This window comes from Microbulbifer maximicatervae (SeqCode), from assembly GCF_052467825.1.
In genome coordinates, this window is the sequence record NZ_CP174327.1 from 3,160,131 (window position 1) to 3,180,875 (window position 20,745).

Sequence of the window (20,745 nt, forward strand, 5' to 3'; positions counted from 1 at the left end):
ATGTCTGTGACCCCTAAGTCCCAAGTTGTGCTGCAAGTGAGAGATCTCGCCTGCGAAAGGGATGGTCGGCGCTTGTTTGAGGGCCTTCAGTTTTCTCTTCAAGCCGGCGCTGCAATTCAAATCAAAGGTAGTAATGGCGCGGGTAAAACGACCTTGCTACGCACTTTGATTGGCAGTAGCAGTGATTTCACTGGAGAGATCCTTTGGTGTGATACCGCCTACCCGCAATCGCTCTCGGCGATGCGTGAGTCCTTACTATATATCGGGCACAGGGGCGGAGTGCGCAGTGGCCTGACTCCACTGGAAAACCTCACCTGGTATGGTGCTGACCATGAGGACGCGCTCAATGCGCTCGATAAAGTCGACCTGACCGGCTTTGAGGATAGCTTGTGTCACTCCCTTTCCGCCGGCCAGAATCGCCGGGTTGCCCTAGCGCGATTATTTCTACCTGATTCCCCTCGATTGTGGATACTCGATGAGCCACTGACCGCCCTCGACGTTGTGGGCGTTGCTGCTTTGGAAGAGCAAATGGCGGTCCATCTTTATAGCGGTGGTTCAATTCTGCTGACCTCACACCAACCTCTGTCATTAGCCGGACTCAGTGAGGTTAATTTGTCTGACTATTCAGTCTCTGAGCCTTTTGAGGATTTTGGGGGAGAGCATGTCGACAGTTGATGTCCAAACGCCGGTGAGCGAAGTGCGCAGTGGCCCCGGTTTTATGGCGCTGTTCCGGATTGAAATGCTCTTGGCGTTGAGAAAACGAGCAGATATTGCCAACCCCTTATTATTTTTTGTGACGGTTTTAGCACTTTTGCCGTTAGGGGTAGGACCTGAGCCCGAACTTCTGGCAAAGATGGCTCCGGGCATGATCTGGGTAATGGCCCTACTGTCCACCATGCTATCCCAGGAAAGCCTTTTTAAAGGTGATTTCGAAGATGGCACCCTGGAGCAGCTCACCCTGTTACCACAACCGCTTTACTTTGCGGTTCTTGCAAAATCCCTGGTGCACTGGATTGCCACAGGCTTGCCGCTGGCATTGCTGTCGCCGCTGCTCGCCTTAATGCTGAATCTGCCCGTGGATGGTTATGTTTGTTTGCTGGTTTCCCTATTGCTGGGAACTGCAAGTTTGAGTTTGATCGGGGCCATTGGTGCTGCACTCACTGTTGCCTTGCGCCGCCCCGGTTTGCTCTTGGCACTAATTGTTATGCCGCTGTATGTGCCCGTGCTAATCTTCGGCACCGGCGCAGTACAGGCGGCAATTGATGGCTATGCCTACAGCGCCCAACTGGCGATATTGGCAGCACTCCTAGCGGCTGCTGCGGCACTGGCGCCACTCGCTGCTGCGGGTGCAATACGTATTAGCCTGGATAATTGATTTGGAGGTCTTTCTTGGCTTGGCAATGGTTTCACCGCCTGGGTTCGCCCCGCTGGTTCTATCAAAAAACTGAAGCCTGGCTGCCATGGCTGGCGCTGGCTAGTGTTGTATTGCTCGCTGTAGGCAGTGTTTGGGGCCTGGGTTTTGCCCCAGAAGATGCCAAGCAGGGCAATAGTTACCGCATTATCTTTATCCATGTACCCGCCGCCTTCCTGGCCCTGGCCGGTTACTACATTATGGCGATCAGCGGTGCTATCGGCTTGATCTGGAAGATGAAGCTCTCCTTTGCCGTGATGCGCGCTGCCGCGCCGATCGGTGCGGTATTGACCTTTGTTTCGCTATTTACCGGTGCTGTGTGGGGTAAACCTACCTGGGGTGCTTACTGGGTATGGGATGCCCGCATTACTTCAATGCTGATACTCCTGTTTCTCTATGTCGGCGTTATGGCACTTACCCACGCAGTGAACCGGGAGCAAGTCGCCGACAAAGCTTCTGCGTTGCTGGCCCTGGTGGGCACCGTGAATATCCCGATTATTTACAAGTCCGTAGACTGGTGGTTTACCTTGCACCAGCCCGCGACCATTCGCCTGACCGAATCCAGCAGTATTGATCCGAGTATGTTCTACCCTCTGCTGACCATGATTATCGGTTTCTACTGTATGTATGCCTGGACCCTGCTGACTCACACCCGCACTCTGCTGCTCAAGCGCGAGATGCGCACCAAGTGGGTACAGGAAGAACTGGCGGGAGGTCGATAAAGTGGAGTTTCAATTTGCCAACCTGGCTGATTTCCTAACGATGGACGGCCACGGTGTATTTGTGTGGGTGTCCTACGCGGTGACTTTCCTGAGTCTCGCGGGGATGGCTCTCTACCCTTACATTGCCCGCCGTGGCCTGAAGGCAGAGCTGGTGCGACAGCAGAAAATTGCCCAGCGCCGCCGCCAGGCAGTGAGTGAGCGCACAGTAACCACAAAGAAAGAAACAGTAGAGGAACCGGCTTAATTTCAATTTGCTGGGTTCCAGCGGATAGGGCGATGGAGAACCTATCGGCGCAACAGAATTAAATAGTTATGGAGTAGGACTTAGACAATGCACCCTGTACGCAAGCAACGCCTGATACTCGTACTTGTCCTGGTGGTATTGTCCAGTGCAGCAGTAGGTTTTGTAGCCTATGCGATGCGCGGCAATATCGATTATTTCTATGCCCCCAAGGCCTTTGCAGCGGGTGAAGTCCCGGTGGAAAAGCGGATTCGCGCGGGAGGCTGTGTTGTCCCGGGCAGTGTGCAGCGAGCTACTGATAGCCTGGAAGTCCAGTTTGTGATTACTGATGGCGAGGCTCAACTCTCCGTAGTCTTTGACAAAATCCTGCCGGATCTATTTGCCGAAGGCGAAGCAGCAGTGATTACCGGCCAGTTGATGCCAAGCGGTGTTCTGCGTGCGGACCAGGTTCTGGCCAAGCACGATGAAACTTATACGCCACCTGAAGTAGCCGACACCATGGTTTCCCATGAAGGTTGTTCCGATGGAGCGAAAATATGATCCCTGAGCTGGGCCATTTTGCGTTAATTGTCGGCTTGCTGCTTTCGGTTGCTCTCGCAACAGTGCCGATGGCCGGTAGCTATTCATCGCGCCCTGTGTGGATGGATGCGGGGCGTCCGCTGGCTCTGGGTATTTTTGCGTTCGTTCTGATCGCTTTTGCCTGCCTGACCACTTCTTTTGTGCAAAGTGATTTCACGGTTAATTACGTAGCACAGAACTCCAACAGTATCCTGCCGGTTTATTACAAAGTTACCGCTGTATGGGGTGGGCATGAGGGCTCCATTCTGTTGTGGCTTTTGATTCAGGCTGGTTGGGCTGCGGCAGTAGCGCTGTTTGGTAAGCAGCTGCCCCCAGAGCTTTCCGCGCGGGTTTTATCCGTACTCGGTTTTGTACTGATCGGGTTTTTCCTGTTTATTCTATTTACCTCCAACCCATTTGATCGCACCCTGCCATTCCCGCCGATGGAAGGTTCTGACCTGAACCCGCTGTTGCAGGACCCGGGTATGATTTTCCATCCGCCCTTGCTTTATATGGGGTATGTGGGTTTCTCAGTAGCCTTTGCTTTTGCTATTGCGGCATTGCTCGGTGGACAGCTGGATGCGGTGTGGGCCCGTTGGGCAAGACCCTGGACGGCTGTGGCTTGGGGCTTCCTGACCTTGGGTATTGCCCTGGGTAGCTGGTGGGCTTATTACGAGCTGGGCTGGGGTGGCTGGTGGTTCTGGGACCCGGTTGAGAATGCATCCCTGATGCCTTGGTTGGTAGGGACTGCCTTGATGCACTCCTTGGCGGTAACTGAGAAGCGTGGGCTGTTTAAGAGCTGGACTATCCTGCTGGCGATTTTCGCTTTCAGTCTCAGCCTGCTCGGCACCTTCCTGGTGCGCTCAGGGGTGATTACCTCGGTGCATGCATTTGCTACTGACCCACTGCGAGGCAGCTTTATTCTGGGCTTCCTGGCTGTAATTGTCGGCACTTCGCTGCTGTTATTTGCCCTGCGCGCACCGACAGTCAGCGCTCGCAGTGTTTTCTCTTTCCGCTCTTTGGAAACCTTCCTGCTTGGCAATAACATCCTGTTGATGCTGATTATGGGCATGGTTTTGACCGGTACTCTTTACCCGCTTCTGGCCGACGCCATGAACTGGGGCAAGGTGAGTGTGGGTCCGCCCTTCTTTAATCTTTTCTTCGTGCCACTGATGGTTGTTCTCTGCCTGTTGGTGGGTATGGGCGTGCGCGCCAACTGGAAAGACAGCCGCTGGGACAAACTGCTGAGCGCATGGCGTTTGCCATTTGTCGCTTCGTTGGTAGTTGCGTTGCTGTGGACCCTGGCCCTGGGAGACTTCCACTGGGGAGCGGCGCTCGGAATCTTTATTGGTATCTGGGTCTTTGCTTCCAGCATCGCTGATATCGTGGCTAAAACCCGCAACTCCAGCTCATTCTTTGCCGGCCTTAAGCGCCAGAGAGCCAGTTACTACGGTATGCATATCGCACATATCGGCCTGGCAGTTTCGGTGTTGGGGGTAGTACTAACTACCGTTTACAGCATTGAGGAAGATGTGCGTATGGGTGCTGGGGACAGTTTCCAGGTTTCCGGTTACGACTTCAAATTTGACGGTGTTCGTATGGTTCAGGGGCCTAATTACCGAGCCTTTGAAGGTGTACTGCATGTCAGCAAGGACGGGAAGCCGGTTGCAGAGCTGCATCCCCAGAAACGCAATTACCTGTCTGGTGGCAACACCATGACAGAGGCAGCGATCGATACTGGATTCTTCCGCGATATTTATGTGGCCCTCGGTGAGCCGATGGACAGGTCTAACCCAAGCGGTGATTGGGCTGTGCGACTTCAGTACAAAGCCTTTGTGGTGTGGATTTGGCTGGGTTCGCTTTTGATGGCGATTGGTGGAGCTATTGCTGTAGCGGATAAGCGCTATCGCAAAGCGAAAGCCGCTAAACCTGTAGATGTAGAAGTTACAGGCAATGTTGCTACGGCGTAATAGTTGGAAAGGATAATGTCTAGACTCAAACTCTTTTTGCCCCTGGTAATATTTGTCGTGCTGGCCCTGTTATTTTGGCGGGGCCTCTACCTGAATCCACAGGAAATGCCATCGGCCCTGCTGAATAAACCTGTGCCGGAATTCTCTTTGCAAAAAGTGGCGGATAACAGCCAAATTGTAGAGAAGAAAGATCTTCCCAATGGCTCGCATTTGATGAATGTGTGGGCCACTTGGTGTGTAGCTTGCCGGGTAGAGCACCCCTATTTGAATGCTCTGGCTGAGCAGGGTGTGCCGATCGTTGGCGTTAACCTCAAAGATGAGGATGAGGCAGCAATCAAGTGGTTGGAGAAATTCCACAATCCCTATTTGTATAGCCTCGCCGATAGAGATGGCCGTTTGGCTCTGGATCTGGGTGTTTTCGGTGCGCCGGAAACTTTCCTGGTGGATTCCGAGGGGACTATTCGGTGCAAGCACGTTGGCGTTGTCGACAATAAGGTCTGGCAGACCAAGCTCCAGCCTTTGTATGAAAAATTAAAAAACCAGCGCTGGGACGATATTGTCGGTGAGTTATCAGATTCCCTCATCTCCCGTTGTCAGTGAGACAGAAGAAAAGAAGAGCCGTTTTATTTGTTGGCTGGGGCCAGTAGAGAATAAGGCGGCTTTTCAGCAACAGCTGGATACTGTCCGCGCTCAATATCCCGATGCAAGCCACCACTGTACCGCGTTGGTGATCGGCAACCCTTCCAACCCGGAAGTAATGCAAGCAGATGACGACGGCGAGCCCGGTGGTAGCGCGGGGCGACCAATGCTGGAATTGCTGCTGAAACAGGGTGTCGGCAATGTGGGCGCTATAGTGACCCGCTATTTTGGTGGTACCAAGCTTGGGGTGGGTGGCTTGATGCGCGCCTATCGCGGTGCGGTAGGTGCCGCGCTGCAAGATATTCCGTTGCAGCCCTTTGTTCCCCTAATGCATGTTTCGGTTTGCTGTGATTTTGCCCAGGAAGCTCGCCTGCGCTTTTTGGTGGGGCGTCACCTGGGGAATTGTGGGCAGGCGGAATATGTCAGTAACGTCACTGTGCCAGTTTCACTTCCTGAGGATCAGTGGTCACAATTGCAGACACAATTATTGGCAGAGAATTTTCAGGTTCTCGATGATCAATAGTTCTTTCAAATGATGCCGTATTTGGCGAGCTTGGCTATCTCAGCCCCGGAATAGCCAAGCTCAGCCAGGATATCCTTGGTGTCTTCTCCCAGGGTAGGTGCCCGCTTGAAATTAACCATCTCTCCATCACAGCGAATTGACGGTGCCAGTATTTTAATATCCTTGCCGTGATCACCGGGTATTGTTTGGATGCGGTCGGTATCGGAAACAAAGGGGTTTGTTAGCGCCTGCTCAACGTCATATACCGGTGCGGCTGGCACCTGACCAGCTAAAATTTTTAGCCACTCTACGGTATCTTTTTTTGACAGTATCTCATCCAGTATTTCGGTTAACTCCGATTGGTTTTTCCTGCGCTCCCTGAAATTTACAAACTTGGGTGCGTCAGCTAATTCCGGATGTTCAATACATTGACACAGGGATTTCCAGAACTTTTCCTTATTGCACATCAGGTAAATCCAGTCGTCCTTTGTCTTATAAAGTTGACAAGGGCTTAGGGAAAAGTGTGCTGATCGCGGCACCCGCTTTTGATTGTGCCCCGCATTTAACTGCCACATGGCCACATAACTTAAATTATATAAAGCGTTATCAAAAAGGCTGACATCGATATCTCGCCCCTTGCCAGTTTCCCTGGCATTAAGTACACCAGAAACAACGGCCAGCGCGAGAGCCACCCCGGTGGATAAATCCACCAGGGACAGGCCGCACCGGGTAGGTGGACTGTCAGGTTCACCAGTTAGCTTGAAATAGCCTGCCTCTGCCTGCACGGGGTAATCATATCCCGGCCACTTGGCCCTATCGCCACTACGGCCGTAGGCAGTCAAGTGGGCGCAAACGATTTTGGGGTTCAGCTTTCCCAGTGTTTTGTAAGTAATACCCAGCTTGCCCGGTACGTCTCCCCGTAGATTGTCGGTCAGTGCATCTGCACTAAGAATTAATTTGTGCAAGATTTCCTGCCCTTGTGAAGAGGAAAGGTTGAGGGATAAGCTGCGTTTGTTGTGATTGAAAGCCTGGAAAAAAAGGCTGCTGTTATCCCCTGGTTCATTTTCCAAGAAGTAAGGGCCTACGGTACGGCCTACATCTCCCCCGTGGGATATATCTTCGACCTTGATGATTTCCGCTCCCAGATTTGCCAGATATAAGGTGCCAAAAGGGCCTGCACCATATTGTTCCACCGCCACAATCCGAAAACCTGAGAGAGGTAACATGTCGGAATAATCCACTAAATATAGATACGCCGTATTCCTCAGCATAGAGCAGGAGTCGTAAATTAGATGGGATTGTCTGGTAGATATTGGGAATAGTCGGTCACCCGTATTTTAGTGACCCTCTGACAGGCAGGGCTCACTGAAGGTGAGTGTCGCGATTTAATACAGAGTTGCTAGTCTTTTGGGTGAGCTACTGGATTGGCTTGGAATCCGGTTGTAGAGAAGGGGACCGGGAACGGATATCCGGCTATCTGTCAATTTGTTGAGAGGACGCCGCTAGATGGGTAGTGTCATTAACAGAAGCAAGTATTTTCGCAGTGTCCTGTTTGTCCCTGCGACACGGCCGGATCGCTATGAAAAAGCAATGGCCAGCGGAGCCGATATTGCCTGTGTGGATTTGGAAAATGCCGTTTCCCTGGAAGATAAAGATACTGCAAGGGAGCAGGTGGTCAATTTCTTTACAGGAAAAGATATTGTTCCCACTCAGCGCGCCTTGAGAATCAACCAGCTCGACAGCGACTGCGGCATCAAGGATATGTTGATGCTGCTAGATCTGCCGCAACTGCCAGATGTTGTGATCCTTCCCAAGGTTCAATCAGCAGAAGAAGTGATTGGTTTTTGCCAGGTTATGGCCCCCTCCCATAAAACGATTCGAATAATAGCCCTGATTGAATCCCCAAAAGGTTTGGAGAATGCGTTGAGTATTGCCCAGGTAGAGGAGGTGGTTTGCCTGGCCTTTGGCGCGGCTGATTACAGTGCAACAGTGGGGTCAGATATGAGCTGGGATGCACTTTTATATGGCAGGGGGCGGCTGGTTCAGGCTGCCGCATTTGCAGGCATTGATGCTGTAGATGGCCCCTATTTGGAGCTGGATGATGAAAGAAGCCTAACTGAGGAAACACAGAGGGTCTCCGCCCTGGGGTTTTCTGGAAAAATAGCCATCCATCCAAAGCAAATTAAACCGATTCACCAAGGGTTGGCACCATCTAGTGAGGCGCTTTCTCATGCTCAGAGAGTACTGAAAGCTTATAAAGAGAATCATGGTGGAGTTCTTGTAGTTGATGGACAGATGGTGGATATGCCCGTGGTTGAGCGGGCACTGAAAACTGTGGCGGCCTCGAAGGGATTGTGACCGTACTGTAGCAGAGCCAAACTCACCGGAGCCTTACGGTAAGGCAAGAGGTTTCTATGCCCCGCTATCATTTTCCTGCGTATATAAAGACCGGTAAAAATCGCTATCGAGAGCGTTACGGTCTCGATTTTGAAGACTTTAAGGTAGGGCAGGTTTTTCACCATAGGCCTGGCGTTACCATTAGCCAGCACGATAATAAGGAAGAGTGCATCAAGACCTTAAATCAAGCCATGCTGCATTTTGATGAGTGTTACACCGCCCAAACTGAATTCGGTAAGCCGTTAATCGATACTACTTTAGCGGTTCAACAGCTAATGGGTTTGATCTGGAAGACCTACAATCGACGGAAAAAAATTGTTGGTTGGAGAAAAATTTCCATGGTGGCACCCGCTTATGGCGGTGATACCTTGTATTCTGAGAGTAAGGTTCTCGAAGTCCAGGCAGGTAGTGAGTATGACGACGCGGGGCTGGTAGAAATTGTTATATATGGAAAGAATCAAGACAAGAAGACTATTTGCGAAATGCAGTGTGACATGTTGATCTTCAAGCGCAATCACCTGCCTTTCTCTGCGAACGGCTACTAAATTTCCATTTTCCATATTTAGGTGACCTCAATGAAAGAGTCATTTAATTTTTTGCGGGAAGTAGAAGATAACGTTTATATAGAAACGGTCGGAATAGATTTTGAAGATTTTGAAGTGGGGCAAGTATTCGAACATCGCCCAGGCCGAACCTTCACTGAAGCTAGCTGTGTCGACTATGCACTTCGCTCATTCGATCTCAGCCCGTTTATCACTGATAAGGTTTATGCGCGTCGAGTTTATGGTGATAGGCAACGAGTATTGGAGACATTTGTTTTAAGTGCAATGGCGCATACAACTAGAACGTTTGGAAAGGTTGTGGCCAACTTGGAGATGAGTGACTGTGAGTTGCAGCCAGTTTACGTAGGAGATACTTTATACTTCGAATCTGAGATACTTTCCAAGAGGGAGTCAAAATCAAGGTCTGAACAGGGGTTGCTCAGCATATATTCCCGCGCTCAAAATCAACATGGTGAATGGGTTTGCGCCTACAAGCGAACGTTACTTGTTTATCGTAAGAACTTTGGTCCCTATAAGGCTGCTGGATACTGATTTTGCAGCCTAGCCAAGTGCCGCTTTTTCCTACTCTGGATTGTCGAGAGTGGTATAGCGCAAATAGTAAAATTCAAGAAGTCCTCCAGTATAGCGATGGAACGAAAAGAGCATTCTAATATCTCCCTACTTTAACTATATTGAATGTAGCCTGTACCGTCTCCGCCTGTTGCGAACACCTCGGGGAAATGGTTACGTCCATTGTAAAATGTGCGTAACTGGATTGATATATACAGATTTGCATATGTCGTAAAAATGAGGGAAATGTTGATATATTGTGCGGCTGTAAGATGTCTTTAGGGGTACCTTTGTACAAAGTGACAAATAGCTTCTTTGTATACCCTTAAAGATAAATATCTTAATTCAGTAGGTAGTAATAGAACGCTGGTAGAAACAGACATAGGGAATTACGCAGTTACTCAGAGATATTGCGAATGTCAGTTGACACATTTGTCATGATTAGTGATGGGTGCTTACCGTCTACAGATAGTGAAAGCAAGAAAGCCACGTGTAAGATTTTCAAATTGATAAAAGAGCACAGGGTAGCTTACCTTGATATTTATTCAAATGAAGATGAATTAGATAAATATGCATATGAAGTACTACAGATCAGAAGTTCCTGTTAAGCAGAATGCATCTGGTAAGTACTAAGGCTATCATGCTTTCTGGGGGGGCAGCGCTTCGAGCCATCCCATGAGTGATTGGCATTAAGTGACTATGGTAGATAGATCGACATTATTGAAAGAACTTAGAATTTCCTGTGATCCAGATTTTGGCATGTGTTTAGAGTCTTTCAGTTGGGATCATCTCGATTATATCGAGGATATTTTAGCTGAGTACTTCGATATTGAGTACGAGTTCAAAATACAAGATTCGGAGAACTCTAGGTACGCGCTCTTATTTGGCAATAGTGTTGAAGAGAGTATCCTGGAAAATGCCTTATTGGCTATAAATCGCTACCATGCGTATTCTCGGCAACTTTACGTCACAATGTAGGGTGTTACTTGATAAGCTGATGCCGTGTTTTTCGATCACATGAGCCTGCATTGGGCAGTCAGGTAGCGCTGGCTTGTCTGAGATGTGGATGTTAATTTTTCTACAAGATGGAGTGAGTTTTGGGTAATCGGGATTTGATATTCATTAGGCAGGCAATGCTGATACCTGTGTTTGCACTGTATAATATTTTCTTGGGGTTGTTTTTGCCAGGCTATAGTATTGTGACTCAGCATATTAGTGAGTTAGCATTGGAATCACCTTTCTTTTCATATTCACATAGACTTACAGATATATTGATTGGTCTTTCTATGTGTATATTTTCACTGGCTTGTTTGTCTCTCGCAAAGGCTAAATATACTTTTTTAACGATGTTTGCATTTGGTGTGACATGGATTTTTGCGGGGCTCTTTATTATGAATAGCCCATTACATGATGTATATGGACTAACAAGTATCTTAATGGTTGTTCCTGTTATATTTGCTTTAGAGATGCGCAATTATTATATCTCAAAGAAATTCCAGGATTTATGCGTACTTGTAACCTTGATTCACGTTGTTTTCTTTTGGTTCTTTAGTTACGGATATATGCCTGTTGGATACAAAGGAGTTACACAAAGGATTTGGGTGGCCGTTACTTTGATATGGTATGGCCTGGCAGCTTATCAGCTTACATCGTCGGCCAAAAAGAAGGTACATGGACAAGTTGCGTCACATTCAATGCCTGTTGCGTAATGCGTTAAGGTATCAAATCAGATGAATCAAGAATCGTAGGAATTTACTCAAAAAGTAATCTACTTGTGGGAGATAGAAAGAGTGTCAATTTAAAGAAAAAATTTCAATACAACAAAGCCGGGAAAATATTTTAAGAAGTTTAGAGAGAACAAAATTTGGATATTCAGATACGCAAAGAGAGTAAAAGAGATATTGAGCCAATCCACAGAGTCACTACCTTGGCTTTTCGGGATGCTCCGTATACAGATCACTCTGAGCAATTTATCGTGAAGGCCCTTCGCCAAGCTGATGCATTATTTATATCTAAGGTGGCTGAAGTGGATGAAGAAATTGTAGGTCACATTGCCATTTCTCCAGTTGTTATTTCTGATGGCTCAGCCAACTGGTTCGGGCTCGGGCCGATTTCAGTACTACCTGAGTATCAAGGAAGAGGGGTTGGCTCAAAGCTTGTTCGGAGCGTCCTGGCTGACCTCAAAGAACAAGGTGCGGCAGGTTGCGTTGTACTGGGGGAGCCTACTTATTACGGGCGTTTTGGTTTCAAAGTTGTCAAAGGGCTGGTTTTGCCCGATGTACCCGTAGAGTATTTCCAGGCACTGTCGTTTGATGACGACTTTCCGAGTGGAGAGGTTGTATATCACAAAGCATTCTCGGCACGAGCTTAACTGCCAGCTGCACTGCGATGGACCTTCCACCGTTTTACAGATAGAAAAGGGTGGACGAGTAAAATTGTATGTTCTATAGGCGTGATAATGAATATACGAGCAAATATGCATCCGGATTTTGATAGACGCTGTATTTATTTAGATTGAGGCGTGGTTGTGGAGATGAGTCATAATAGGAAAGTTATCTCTACCGAAATTCATAATATTGAGAGTATACTCTCGATAATTATTAATTTAAAAATTTAATAAGCTGGTGGAATTTATATTAAGTGATACGAGAGTGGGTCCATGAGTATAGAAATTAGACATAGTAGAAAAGAAGATATTCCTGAAATTAAAGATATATATGCTCAGTCTTCCTGCTATGCAGGAACACTCCAAGTCCCATACCCTTCAATAGATAAATGGGAGAAGTTTCTGGGGGATATCCCCGATAACTTTTATAGCATTGTAGCTGTTCTGGATGGGATGATCGTCGGCCAAATTGGAATGGAGGTGTTCTCGAATCCAAGGCGAAAGCATGTATCAAATATAGGTATGGCAGTAAGTGAAGAGCATCAAAAGAGTGGGGTTGGCTCAAAGTTGTTGGAGGCGATGCTCAACCTATCTATTAACTGGCTTGCCGTTCGCCGTATTGAGTTAGAGGTTTATACTGATAATGAACGGGCTATAGGTCTATATAAGAAGTATGGATTTGAGGTCGAAGGCACTGCAAGAAATTATGCATTTCGAAATGGTGAGTATGCTGATGTCTATCTTATGGCTAAGGTAGTTTAGTGTAATTGCACCTGAAGAGTAGCAGGCAGGAAGTAGAGAATTCAAATTGTTGCGGCTAATGGTTTATGAATCTAGTGGAGATGTACGCAATCTTCGGTATTTTGGAATGCTGCCATGCCAGTGAAGTAATAGCAGCTTAAATATTCTTGAAATACTATTACATAGCACTTTGATTTAATTCCATTCCCATATTGTGGGAGGTGGTAAATAGATGGCGACGTCTGACAACGGCTTCAGAAAGCATCTCTAACGCCTGATAAGTATCCTTCCAGCCGATACAAGCATCAGTAACCGATTGTCCGTAGGTCATCTTGCCCCAGGGGAGAATTTTTTGGCTTCCTTCTTCGAGGAAGCTCTCAATCATTACAGCTGAAATATTTCTTTGCCCTGTACTGATTTGATCGCAGAGAGATTTCGCAACACCCATTTGATTGCTGTGTATTTTCTGACTGTTGCCGTGGCTGCAATCCACCATAATGCCGGTGGGGAGCGATGTATTATCAAGCTGAGATATCGCCTGTTCTATGTCCTCAGTATGGTAATTGGGCCTTCTTCCTCCACGAAGAATTAAGTGGCAGTTAGGGTTGCCTGTAGACTGAATAGCTTCAAGTTTTCCATTGTGGATTGTGGTACAGAATATCTGTTGAGATTGAGCTGCCTGAATTGCATCGATTGCAACTTTGACATTTCCGTCAGTACTGTTTTTAAATCCGATAGGGCAGGGAAGTGCAGAGGCTAATTCCCGGTGTGTTTGTGACTCCGTGGTACGAGCGCCGATAGCTCCCCAGGAAATCAAGTCTGCAATGTAGAGAGCATTCAGAGGGCACAGGAATTCAGTGGCAGTACCTAGTCCCAGTGCATTGATGTTGAGCAATAACTCCCTGGCTTTGGTGAGCCCGGTATGCATATCGGCGCTGCCATCCAAATGAGGATCATAAATAAAACCTTTCCAGCCTACGGTGGTACGCGGTTTCTCAAAATAGGTACGCATGACAAGACAAAGACTGTTTTCAAACTGGTTTTGAGTTTCGGACAGCTTTTGCGCATAGTCTAGCGCAGCTTCAGGGTCGTGAATTGAGCACGGACCGACCACAACCAGTAAGCGGTCATCTTCACCGCTTAGTATTCTGGCAACCTGGTGGCGAGTTCGCTCGATCGCTAAAGCGGTACCAGACGGGCAGGGCATTTTTTGGATCAGCTCGTCATTACCCGGGAGTTTCATATGAGTCCGTGCGCTCAGAATAGCTGGAACGTCAGACATAAAATTGTCCTTCTCTTCTTAACGGAAGTGCTGTCGGTATAGTCGGTGGTGATTAATATTCAACGATACTTAATATGCCGCCTTGATGGGGTTGATAGGTGGCTGTATAGGTGCTTCCACTGAGAACTCTGGGGGAGAGGTCCTGCAAAATTCTTAGTTCTAACTTTTGTTGCTGGGGCGATAGTGCAGTAATTTCAGCATCGAGAAAGTCAAAGTACTTTCCGACTTTTGGGTATAGCGCCTTGAAAAGGCTTTCTTTCACTGAGAAAGCTATTATTAGCCACTGTTCCAGAGGAAAACCGCTCTCTGTTAGTAGCCTTACTTCTGAATTACTGACTATATTGTGTTTGATTTCTTCGGCAGTTTTATCTGAAATAATTGTTTCATAATCAATTCCAAGCCCTTTAGACGTAGTGCTGGCTGCACAGATTGCTCGGTTGCTAGCATGGGTAATAGAAGCTTGTACACCATTTGGCCATACTGGACAGCGGTTTTTTCCTACAGGGATTTCTTTTACCGGCATACCAAGCTTGCTGAGAGCAAAGTGTGCACAGGCTCGCCCAGCAAGAAATTCGGCCCGTCGGGACGGGACAGCGTTGTTTAATGCATCTGAAAAAGGAACATTGAGCTGCTCAAAAAATGAGTCACAATAGTTTTTCACGCTAAAGGTGCTTTCTACTAGGTAACCAGAAAAGTGATTGGACTCGATATTTTGAAACCCACCTAAAAACGTGGATATAGGGTTATAAATATCATTAAAGGGGTCCTGGTTCATGATGTCGTAGCTTCTTCAGTATCTATATTTTTTCGTCTTGGAGGAGGTACTTGGCGAAGAGGTTCTTCTCTGTGATTTTTTTCATATACAGCACTCTTTAAGCCATTTGATCCTAGAGAGCTAGCGGTAACAATACCAACTGTTGCAGAGAAAAAATAAAGAGTCTCGGTCATAGAGATAAGTATTTTATCTAGAATAATAACCCTAAAATTATCAAAGGTATTGCCTGTGAAATAGTGGGTAACCCATAGGTTGTTTGTTCGACCATGGTGTCGCATTTGATTCTTATCATCAATGTGAATTAGGCGATAGCTGCCTATCCATTGCTTCTTTACCTCCAAACTCTGCGGCTGGCTGCCAAGCCCAAAAAGAATTGGAGCGGTGAATGAAAATAAATTTGAGTTCATGACAGCAGTAATGACAGTCCCTGTGTTTCTAAGCTTGAGCAATATAGACAGGTCTATCCCCAATATTAATTTTTAAGAAGAAGTAATGATGGGTCGCTAGGCTACCTCAGTTAGGCGCTAAACGCAAATAAAAATTATTATCATTTGAGGTTTTGGTGAAGTGGCGATTTGTATTCTTCCAAGCCTGGGGATTCGTTGATCTTTAGCTTATGGCGCTGACTATTTTTTATCCACCGCTTCCTGTGTGGGATTGTGAAGCAGTGGATTTTCTGCAGAAATTAACTAGCGGGTAGCTCAGGTTACTACTGGTAGCTTCAAGTGGCTTTATGAGTAGGAGTCATGGGTGGTTTGCCAAGGCTAAGATGGCAGGAATTCGCAATGCTGTGGGGGCACTCAGCTCTACGCTCTCCATAGTCGATTTATTTTGTAAAAATAGTGTTTCAGTATTTGATTTCTATATTGAATTTCCATGTGCTGAATATGGTTATTGGATCATTTCCATGGATATTATTAACCCTAATGAGGTTGCCTGTATTTGTAAGGGCTTGCTAACTGATGGCTTGGGGCCGGATATTTTGGTCAATGCAGTGGTATTATGTAGGTTGGGGTATACCCGACCTGATATTTAATGAACGGGAGGACTGCTTATTGATAAATGTCACAGCCACTTTACTTGATAAAAGAGCTGGTTCACCACTTTAAGAGTGTGAAAAAGTTGTCAAAGGCCAAAAATCACATCTCAATCGTTTTACTTTTACGCATTTACATTTCGATTATGAATGATCTAATTTATTTAGCGTTTCTATTTTAATTTGCTCTGGTTTATTACTCGCCTTCAATAATGTGTCTCTTTTTGCTGTGTTTTTGTCTTTATGTGTTTTTTTGGGGCTGTAGGAAACTATTTTTCTTGAAAGGTAGCCTCCCAAGTTATCGCGACACTAACCATTGTAACTGTTACTTTACTTGTTAACCTCCTCCGTCTCTCACTTTATCCTATTTCTGGTTTTTCTTTTCATTGAAGCTTGGTAGGGTTGCGCGCGATTCAATCCATATTCCTTGGGGAGGGATGTTGTGAAGTTTAAAAGCAGTTCGGTAGTTGTTGCATGTGGTGTGATCTTGAGCGCTTGTGGGGGCGGCTCATCTGGTGGAGGAGATGATAGTGGCGGAGGTCCCTCGATCTCAGAAGCGGCGACTCCCTACCTATATTTCAATTCAGCAAAAGTGTTTACTTTTGAATGGTCGGATGTTGAAGGGGCTACCTATTATCAACTTCTTGAGAACAAAGATGGGCAATCTGGCTATGAAGTGGTTAGTGATAAAATTTCTGCAGGTTCTGAAGTCGTAGAAATTAAAGTGCCTCTATTTGAGCGATTGAATGCTCGCTATATATTGCAAAGCTGTGATGATACAACTTGCCTGGATTCAACTGAAATATCGATTGATGAGGAAGTTGTCGATAGTATTGGTTATTTTAAGGCTGGTAATGCCGAAGCCGGTGACCAGTTTGGTTGGTCCGTAGCGATTAGTGATGACGGCTCTACCATAGCTGTTGGTGCGACTGGCGAAGATAGTAATGAGTTAAATGAATTTAATAATGCAGCTAGCGGGTCAGGTGCTGTATATATTTTTGATTATGGTGAAGATGGTTGGGTTTACCGAGCCGTTTTAAAAGCTTTAGAGGTTGAAAGTGGAGCTGCATTTGGATCTGCAGTGAGCCTTAGTGGCGATGGGAATACTTTGGCTGTTGGTGCCTATAAAGAAAATGGTGAGGATGATAACTTTTCAGCTGGCGCAGTTCATATATTCACCCGTGAGGATTTGGAGTGGACTCACAGCGCTAAATTAAGAGCAGATAATCATGGCTATTATGATTTCTTTGGTCGGGCGTTGAGTTTAAGTGGTAATGGAACAACCCTGGCAGTAGCAGCCCCATATGAAGATAGTAGTGCTACCGGTGTTAATAGCGGCCCTGATAATGACGAAGCTCTAGATTCTGGTGCAGTGTATATCTTCCAGTATTCTGGGGTTGAGTGGAGTCAAGAAGCTTATTTGAAGGCAAGTGATAGTAATTCAAATATGGACTTCGGTTCATCCGTTAGCTTGAGTGATGATGGTTCCATTCTCGCGGTTGGTGCCATTGGCGGGAGTGGTGGCAGGGGAGCAACTTATATTTTCTCCAATAATGGAGGCTGGGCTCAACAACAGTTGCTTACTGCAGATAGTGCAAGTGTGGGCGATCGCTTTGGTTGGGATGTTAGTTTTAGTGGCGACGGCAGCCTGCTTGCTGTGGGCGCCCCACTTCAGGCTGGTGCTTCAGAGGACCCCGATGATCGCGATGGCTTCAATAATGGTGCTGTCTATCTATTTTCATATGAGGAGGATTCTTGGTACCAAAGTGCCTACCTTAAAGCGAGTAACACCGATGAAGATGATGCTTTTGGTACGTCTATTAGCCTGAACAATGACGGCTCATTGCTTGCGGTAGGTGCTCAGGAGAGTAGTGCTGGTGTAGGTTTCTATGCTGATAGCACTGACAACTCGGCATCTAGGGCGGGCGCGGCCTATATGTATTCGATGGTTGATGGGCAGTGGATTGAGAGTACTTACTTGAAAGCCAATAACACCGATGAGCGTGACTACTTTGGAACTTCAATCGCTTTAAGTGGTGACGGGGATACCCTAGTTGTGGGTGCTCCAGAGGAGCAGGGTTCGGATACTGGACTTATGGCTGATCCAGATTTGAATGATGCGGATGCTGCGGGAGCTATTTATGTCTACTAGTTAGACGATACCTTTCTTGATCTATAAGAATACTTCTATATCAGTTGGACTCATGTTCGTGGGTCCAACTATACCTCATCTGTTCTTCGATGCTTTTAGCTCTATGGATTATGGCAATGGCATCAGTCAGAGTTACAGCTTAGGTTTGGATTACCGGCTGGAAATTGTGAGTACCTAAAGGATCGGGAATTTATCTTCGACAAGCTAAACTGGCTTATGAATGAGGGCTTTGCCCAGGGAGAAAACAGCTATTACTACGATTCGGTGGGCAATCGCACCCAGCAGGATGCGACCAGCACGAATATTATGAGAGCAGTATTGTTTATAGTTATGAAGCCAGCACCAATCGCTTTAAGGCCTATAACGAAAGCAGCGTATTTAAAGGCGCCTAATACTATATTGCGTTTAGCCAGCGAGTGTGCACAGATAAAGGGTGGTGAGGTTGAGTATTATTGTAGCTACTAATGGAATTATGATCCGAATTTTGGGTGGTTTATCCAGAGTGATTCGATTGGGTTGGATGATGGGCCGAATGCCTATGCATATGTAGCTAGCAATCCAGTAGCGTGCTTTGGTTCAGGTGGCTTGAGCAGGAGGGGGAGTCTCGGCGTCGACTACAAATTCTCTACAGAGGATAATCAATGCACTGGTGCGCAGTCATATTCAAAAAATACAAGCTTATAACCTATTTTATCGTTATGGTGTACATGCTCCCTACTCAAATGTAGGAGTTTAGCAGTTACAAGTGACACTGTTTCGATGTTAGATAGGTCAATGCTATTTAGGGTTGACTAAGCAAGGGCGTATACCATTGCAAAACCACCACAGTATCTCTGACCAAAATGAAACAGCCATCAGTAAAACCCGCTCACTTTGGTGCCTGGTGTAAATTAAAGAGCAAGTCTTTACAAGCAATTTATGTTAGGGAATCACTCTGGTCCAAACTCTAGTATTTACAGCAGGGGTGTAAATAGAATGCTAACCAGTGCTGGTTAGGGGTAGTAGGTTACTCTTTAGGGCGTACATCAAGCGGTGCAAGCAATTCAATAAGGTATTACTTATGGTATTGTAAGGCCACATAACACTAGGTAGGTTTTTATTCCATGAGAAAATTTTTTGAGCTAATGCCTGAAGCGGGCTTAAAAGGTTATTCATATGTTGATAATTATTATTTAGGGGGTTTTGACCGACTATCTATTATTCAGGCTAAACGTTGTAATCAAGATGAGCTTTCCAGGGTGAAGATTTGTATTGAGGATACGAATCTTCAGCTTGCTGATTTTATGGGAGGTGTGATTGATTGGCCTACTTTGTCAGATAAGTTTTTTAATTTGATTAAAGATATAATCTTTTCTGATGTGCAAGTTTTAGATCTTCCTCTTTTTTCACAGGCTACAGGTGGAGAGATAAAAGGGTATCGCTTATTAAATATCTTAAGCTTAGTAGATTGTGTAGATAAAAGCAGATCCCTGGTGACTCCAGGGATTAGAGGTGAGGACATCATTACCGAACTATACATTCATTCTAACCTTGTTCCGGATGATGTGAATATTTTCCGGATTCCTGATTGCCTCGACGGCATAATTGTTTCTGAAGAGTTCTTGGCAAGAATAAGAGGTAAAGGGTTGAAAGGTGTCGTAATGAGTGAGGTTAGCTAATCAGAATAAAAGTGGATGATATTGAAGTGCAAAATAAATATATGCCTGTTTCCCATTGATGTAGATACCATTATGGGAAGCAGGTAAATCCCTCTTGAATACTACTTTTTAAGAATCTAATTATAAATTTGGATGTCAGTTTTAATTGGTCGGCACAGTTTTGGTCGGAAAGTTAAAGGGCGTAGTTTAGATGTTTTTGGAGTGTGAGTTCCGGTTTCTATGTTAAAGGAGGTGCGGCCTTAATGTTTTCACGTGTCTTTAAGATTATTTTGCTTAAATTTATTTCTCTGTAGTTAGATATGTATTCTCACTTCAATACCGAGTTCCTGACGATTATTGAAGTTGCTAAAAGATTGTTGTGCTAAACCTGCTGACGCCTCCTCACCTTTAAGGTGGCTTACAAAATTCTGGTTGAGATATCGCCAGTGTTGAGGTGATATGATGAGCCGCTCTTGGTTAGTAGGTATGTTTTTGGCTATAAGACTCGGTAAATGGAAGAAGTCTTTGGGCTTCTCACCTGAAGCCGACGCACGAATACGCTATTGAATCGAATTATAATCAGTCATCACAGGCATTGCCGTTACGATTAGTTTCAACCTAAAAATAACCAGGCAGGAGCGCTAATGTGGGCGATGACTTACTGCTTGATGATTTCAGTCTTACTCTTCACTGTTTCGCAATGTGCATTGAAATGATGAGCTATTTAACTTTTCGGTAACGCTTACTTTCTTCTGCTTCCTCTTCCAGGTAGCAATGTGGTTGAGAACTTTATTCTTTATTGTTTTCGAAAAGGCACAGGTAAAGTCCAGTTTAAACGGCTGCTGTTGGTTTTTGGTAATAGTTTCCCAGATCCGAAACATTAAAAAATATAGGCGCGAAAATAATCTTATTGGAATTTATTAAGTTTGTTTTAATGTCAAAGCTGCGTAGAATCGGTAGATATTTTTAGTGTTTTGATCGTAATTGAGTGAGCCGGTTAAAGAGGCTTTACAGGCTTGAAAGCCCAGAGAGAATCGAGAACTTTCTAAAAGACCCATTCCCTTATAGGAGAACGGTAGCGTGACATAAGAGTAAGTAAAAGGCGCTAACCCAAGGTGCTACCAACACCCGGGGTCAGCTAACCAAGTTGATAATCTGACTATCAAAATGGCTATATGGATAAT

General features: G+C 46.0%; 21 protein-coding genes and 1 pseudogene. 18 read left to right on the top strand and 4 right to left on the bottom strand.

The window, feature by feature from the left end; genetic code table 11:
• The 8 genes from ccmA to ACJJII_RS14195 all read left to right on the top strand — a co-directional run bounded on the left by ccmA (position 1) and on the right by ACJJII_RS14195 (position 6,064).
• Positions 1–675: a cytochrome c biogenesis heme-transporting ATPase CcmA gene (gene ccmA, locus ACJJII_RS14160; RefSeq protein WP_413665104.1), complete on the top strand. Its 675-nt coding sequence runs from the start codon at positions 1–3 to the stop codon at positions 673–675.
• The gene (gene ccmB, locus ACJJII_RS14165) at positions 662–1,375 is read left to right on the top strand and encodes a heme exporter protein CcmB (protein WP_282933519.1); all 714 of its coding nucleotides are present in this window, start codon (positions 662–664) and stop codon (positions 1,373–1,375) included. Before ccmA ends, ccmB begins: the two co-directional genes overlap by 14 nt.
• A 14-nt stretch (positions 1,376–1,389) precedes the next feature.
• Positions 1,390–2,133 carry a heme ABC transporter permease gene (locus ACJJII_RS14170; RefSeq protein ID WP_282933518.1) on the top strand — a complete coding sequence of 248 codons (744 nt, stop codon included), beginning with the start codon at positions 1,390–1,392 and terminating at the stop codon, positions 2,131–2,133.
• A 1-nt stretch (position 2,134) separates the two neighbouring features.
• Positions 2,135–2,377: a heme exporter protein CcmD gene (gene ccmD, locus ACJJII_RS14175; RefSeq protein WP_413665105.1), complete on the top strand. Its 243-nt coding sequence runs from the start codon at positions 2,135–2,137 to the stop codon at positions 2,375–2,377.
• Positions 2,378–2,464: 87 nt separating this feature from the next.
• Complete coding sequence (locus tag ACJJII_RS14180; RefSeq protein WP_444916637.1) at positions 2,465–2,914, top strand: cytochrome c maturation protein CcmE; 450 nt, start codon at positions 2,465–2,467, stop codon at positions 2,912–2,914.
• The gene (locus tag ACJJII_RS14185) at positions 2,911–4,902 is read left to right on the top strand and encodes a heme lyase CcmF/NrfE family subunit (RefSeq protein WP_444916638.1); all 1,992 of its coding nucleotides are present in this window, start codon (positions 2,911–2,913) and stop codon (positions 4,900–4,902) included. Before ACJJII_RS14180 ends, ACJJII_RS14185 begins: the two co-directional genes overlap by 4 nt.
• A 15-nt stretch (positions 4,903–4,917) precedes the next feature.
• Positions 4,918–5,502, top strand: a complete 585-nt coding sequence (locus tag ACJJII_RS14190) for a DsbE family thiol:disulfide interchange protein (protein WP_444916639.1) — start codon at positions 4,918–4,920, stop codon at positions 5,500–5,502.
• On the top strand, positions 5,465–6,064 hold the full coding sequence (locus ACJJII_RS14195; RefSeq protein WP_444916640.1) for an IMPACT family protein: 600 nt from the start codon (positions 5,465–5,467) through the stop codon (positions 6,062–6,064). Before ACJJII_RS14190 ends, ACJJII_RS14195 begins: the two co-directional genes overlap by 38 nt.
• Positions 6,065–6,069: 5 nt before the next feature.
• Here ACJJII_RS14195 and ACJJII_RS14200 read toward each other — a convergent pair whose 3' ends face one another.
• A complete protein-coding gene (locus ACJJII_RS14200) occupies positions 6,070–7,269 on the bottom strand; it encodes a CaiB/BaiF CoA transferase family protein (RefSeq protein WP_444916641.1) in 1,200 nt (399 codons plus the stop codon).
• A gap of 280 nt (positions 7,270–7,549) precedes the next feature.
• Here ACJJII_RS14200 and ACJJII_RS14205 point away from each other — a divergent pair, with 280 nt between their 5' ends.
• The 6 genes from ACJJII_RS14205 to ACJJII_RS14230 all read left to right on the top strand — a co-directional run bounded on the left by ACJJII_RS14205 (position 7,550) and on the right by ACJJII_RS14230 (position 12,700).
• Positions 7,550–8,401, top strand: a complete 852-nt coding sequence (locus tag ACJJII_RS14205; RefSeq protein WP_444916642.1) for an HpcH/HpaI aldolase/citrate lyase family protein — start codon at positions 7,550–7,552, stop codon at positions 8,399–8,401.
• Positions 8,402–8,457: 56 nt separating this feature from the next.
• A complete protein-coding gene (locus tag ACJJII_RS14210; protein WP_444896647.1) occupies positions 8,458–8,985 on the top strand; it encodes a MaoC family dehydratase in 528 nt (175 codons plus the stop codon).
• Between the two features lie 30 nt (positions 8,986–9,015).
• Positions 9,016–9,534 carry a MaoC family dehydratase gene (locus ACJJII_RS14215; protein WP_444916643.1) on the top strand — a complete coding sequence of 173 codons (519 nt, stop codon included), beginning with the start codon at positions 9,016–9,018 and terminating at the stop codon, positions 9,532–9,534.
• Between the two features lie 1,115 nt (positions 9,535–10,649).
• Positions 10,650–11,261, top strand: a complete 612-nt coding sequence (locus ACJJII_RS14220; RefSeq protein WP_444916644.1) for a DUF998 domain-containing protein — start codon at positions 10,650–10,652, stop codon at positions 11,259–11,261.
• A gap of 155 nt (positions 11,262–11,416) precedes the next feature.
• Positions 11,417–11,923: a GNAT family N-acetyltransferase gene (locus tag ACJJII_RS14225; RefSeq protein ID WP_444916645.1), complete on the top strand. Its 507-nt coding sequence runs from the start codon at positions 11,417–11,419 to the stop codon at positions 11,921–11,923.
• A 288-nt stretch (positions 11,924–12,211) separates the two neighbouring features.
• Entirely contained in the window at positions 12,212–12,700 is a 489-nt protein-coding gene (locus tag ACJJII_RS14230) for a GNAT family N-acetyltransferase (protein WP_444916646.1), read from the top strand.
• A 157-nt stretch (positions 12,701–12,857) separates the two neighbouring features.
• Here the strand turns inward: ACJJII_RS14230 and ACJJII_RS14235 are convergent, their stop codons facing one another.
• From ACJJII_RS14235 to ACJJII_RS14245, 3 genes are read right to left on the bottom strand one after another with little or no spacing between them, the layout of a single operon-like run.
• Positions 12,858–13,961, bottom strand: coding sequence for a 3-deoxy-7-phosphoheptulonate synthase (locus tag ACJJII_RS14235; protein ID WP_444916647.1), 1,104 nt, complete (start codon positions 13,959–13,961; stop codon positions 12,858–12,860).
• 52 nt (positions 13,962–14,013) lie between these two features.
• Complete coding sequence (locus tag ACJJII_RS14240) at positions 14,014–14,736, bottom strand: 4'-phosphopantetheinyl transferase family protein (RefSeq protein WP_444916648.1); 723 nt, start codon at positions 14,734–14,736, stop codon at positions 14,014–14,016.
• Positions 14,733–15,185 (bottom strand): hypothetical protein, encoded by a 453-nt coding sequence (locus ACJJII_RS14245; protein ID WP_444916649.1) that lies wholly within the window; start codon positions 15,183–15,185, stop codon positions 14,733–14,735. Before ACJJII_RS14245 ends, ACJJII_RS14240 begins: the two co-directional genes overlap by 4 nt.
• Positions 15,186–15,469: 284 nt before the next feature.
• On the opposite strand from ACJJII_RS14245, the gene ACJJII_RS14250 reads away from it, so the two are divergent.
• The 4 genes and pseudogenes from ACJJII_RS14250 to ACJJII_RS14265 all read left to right on the top strand — a co-directional run bounded on the left by ACJJII_RS14250 (position 15,470) and on the right by ACJJII_RS14265 (position 19,582).
• Complete coding sequence (locus ACJJII_RS14250; RefSeq protein ID WP_444916650.1) at positions 15,470–15,772, top strand: hypothetical protein; 303 nt, start codon at positions 15,470–15,472, stop codon at positions 15,770–15,772.
• 442 nt (positions 15,773–16,214) lie between these two features.
• Complete coding sequence (locus tag ACJJII_RS14255) at positions 16,215–17,924, top strand: histidine kinase (RefSeq protein ID WP_444916651.1); 1,710 nt, start codon at positions 16,215–16,217, stop codon at positions 17,922–17,924.
• Between the two features lie 483 nt (positions 17,925–18,407).
• Positions 18,408–18,608, top strand: a pseudogene (locus ACJJII_RS14260) (hypothetical protein); the annotation flags it as partial.
• Between the two features lie 419 nt (positions 18,609–19,027).
• Positions 19,028–19,582 (top strand): hypothetical protein, encoded by a 555-nt coding sequence (locus ACJJII_RS14265; RefSeq protein ID WP_444916652.1) that lies wholly within the window; start codon positions 19,028–19,030, stop codon positions 19,580–19,582.
• Positions 19,583–20,745 lie beyond the last annotated feature (1,163 nt).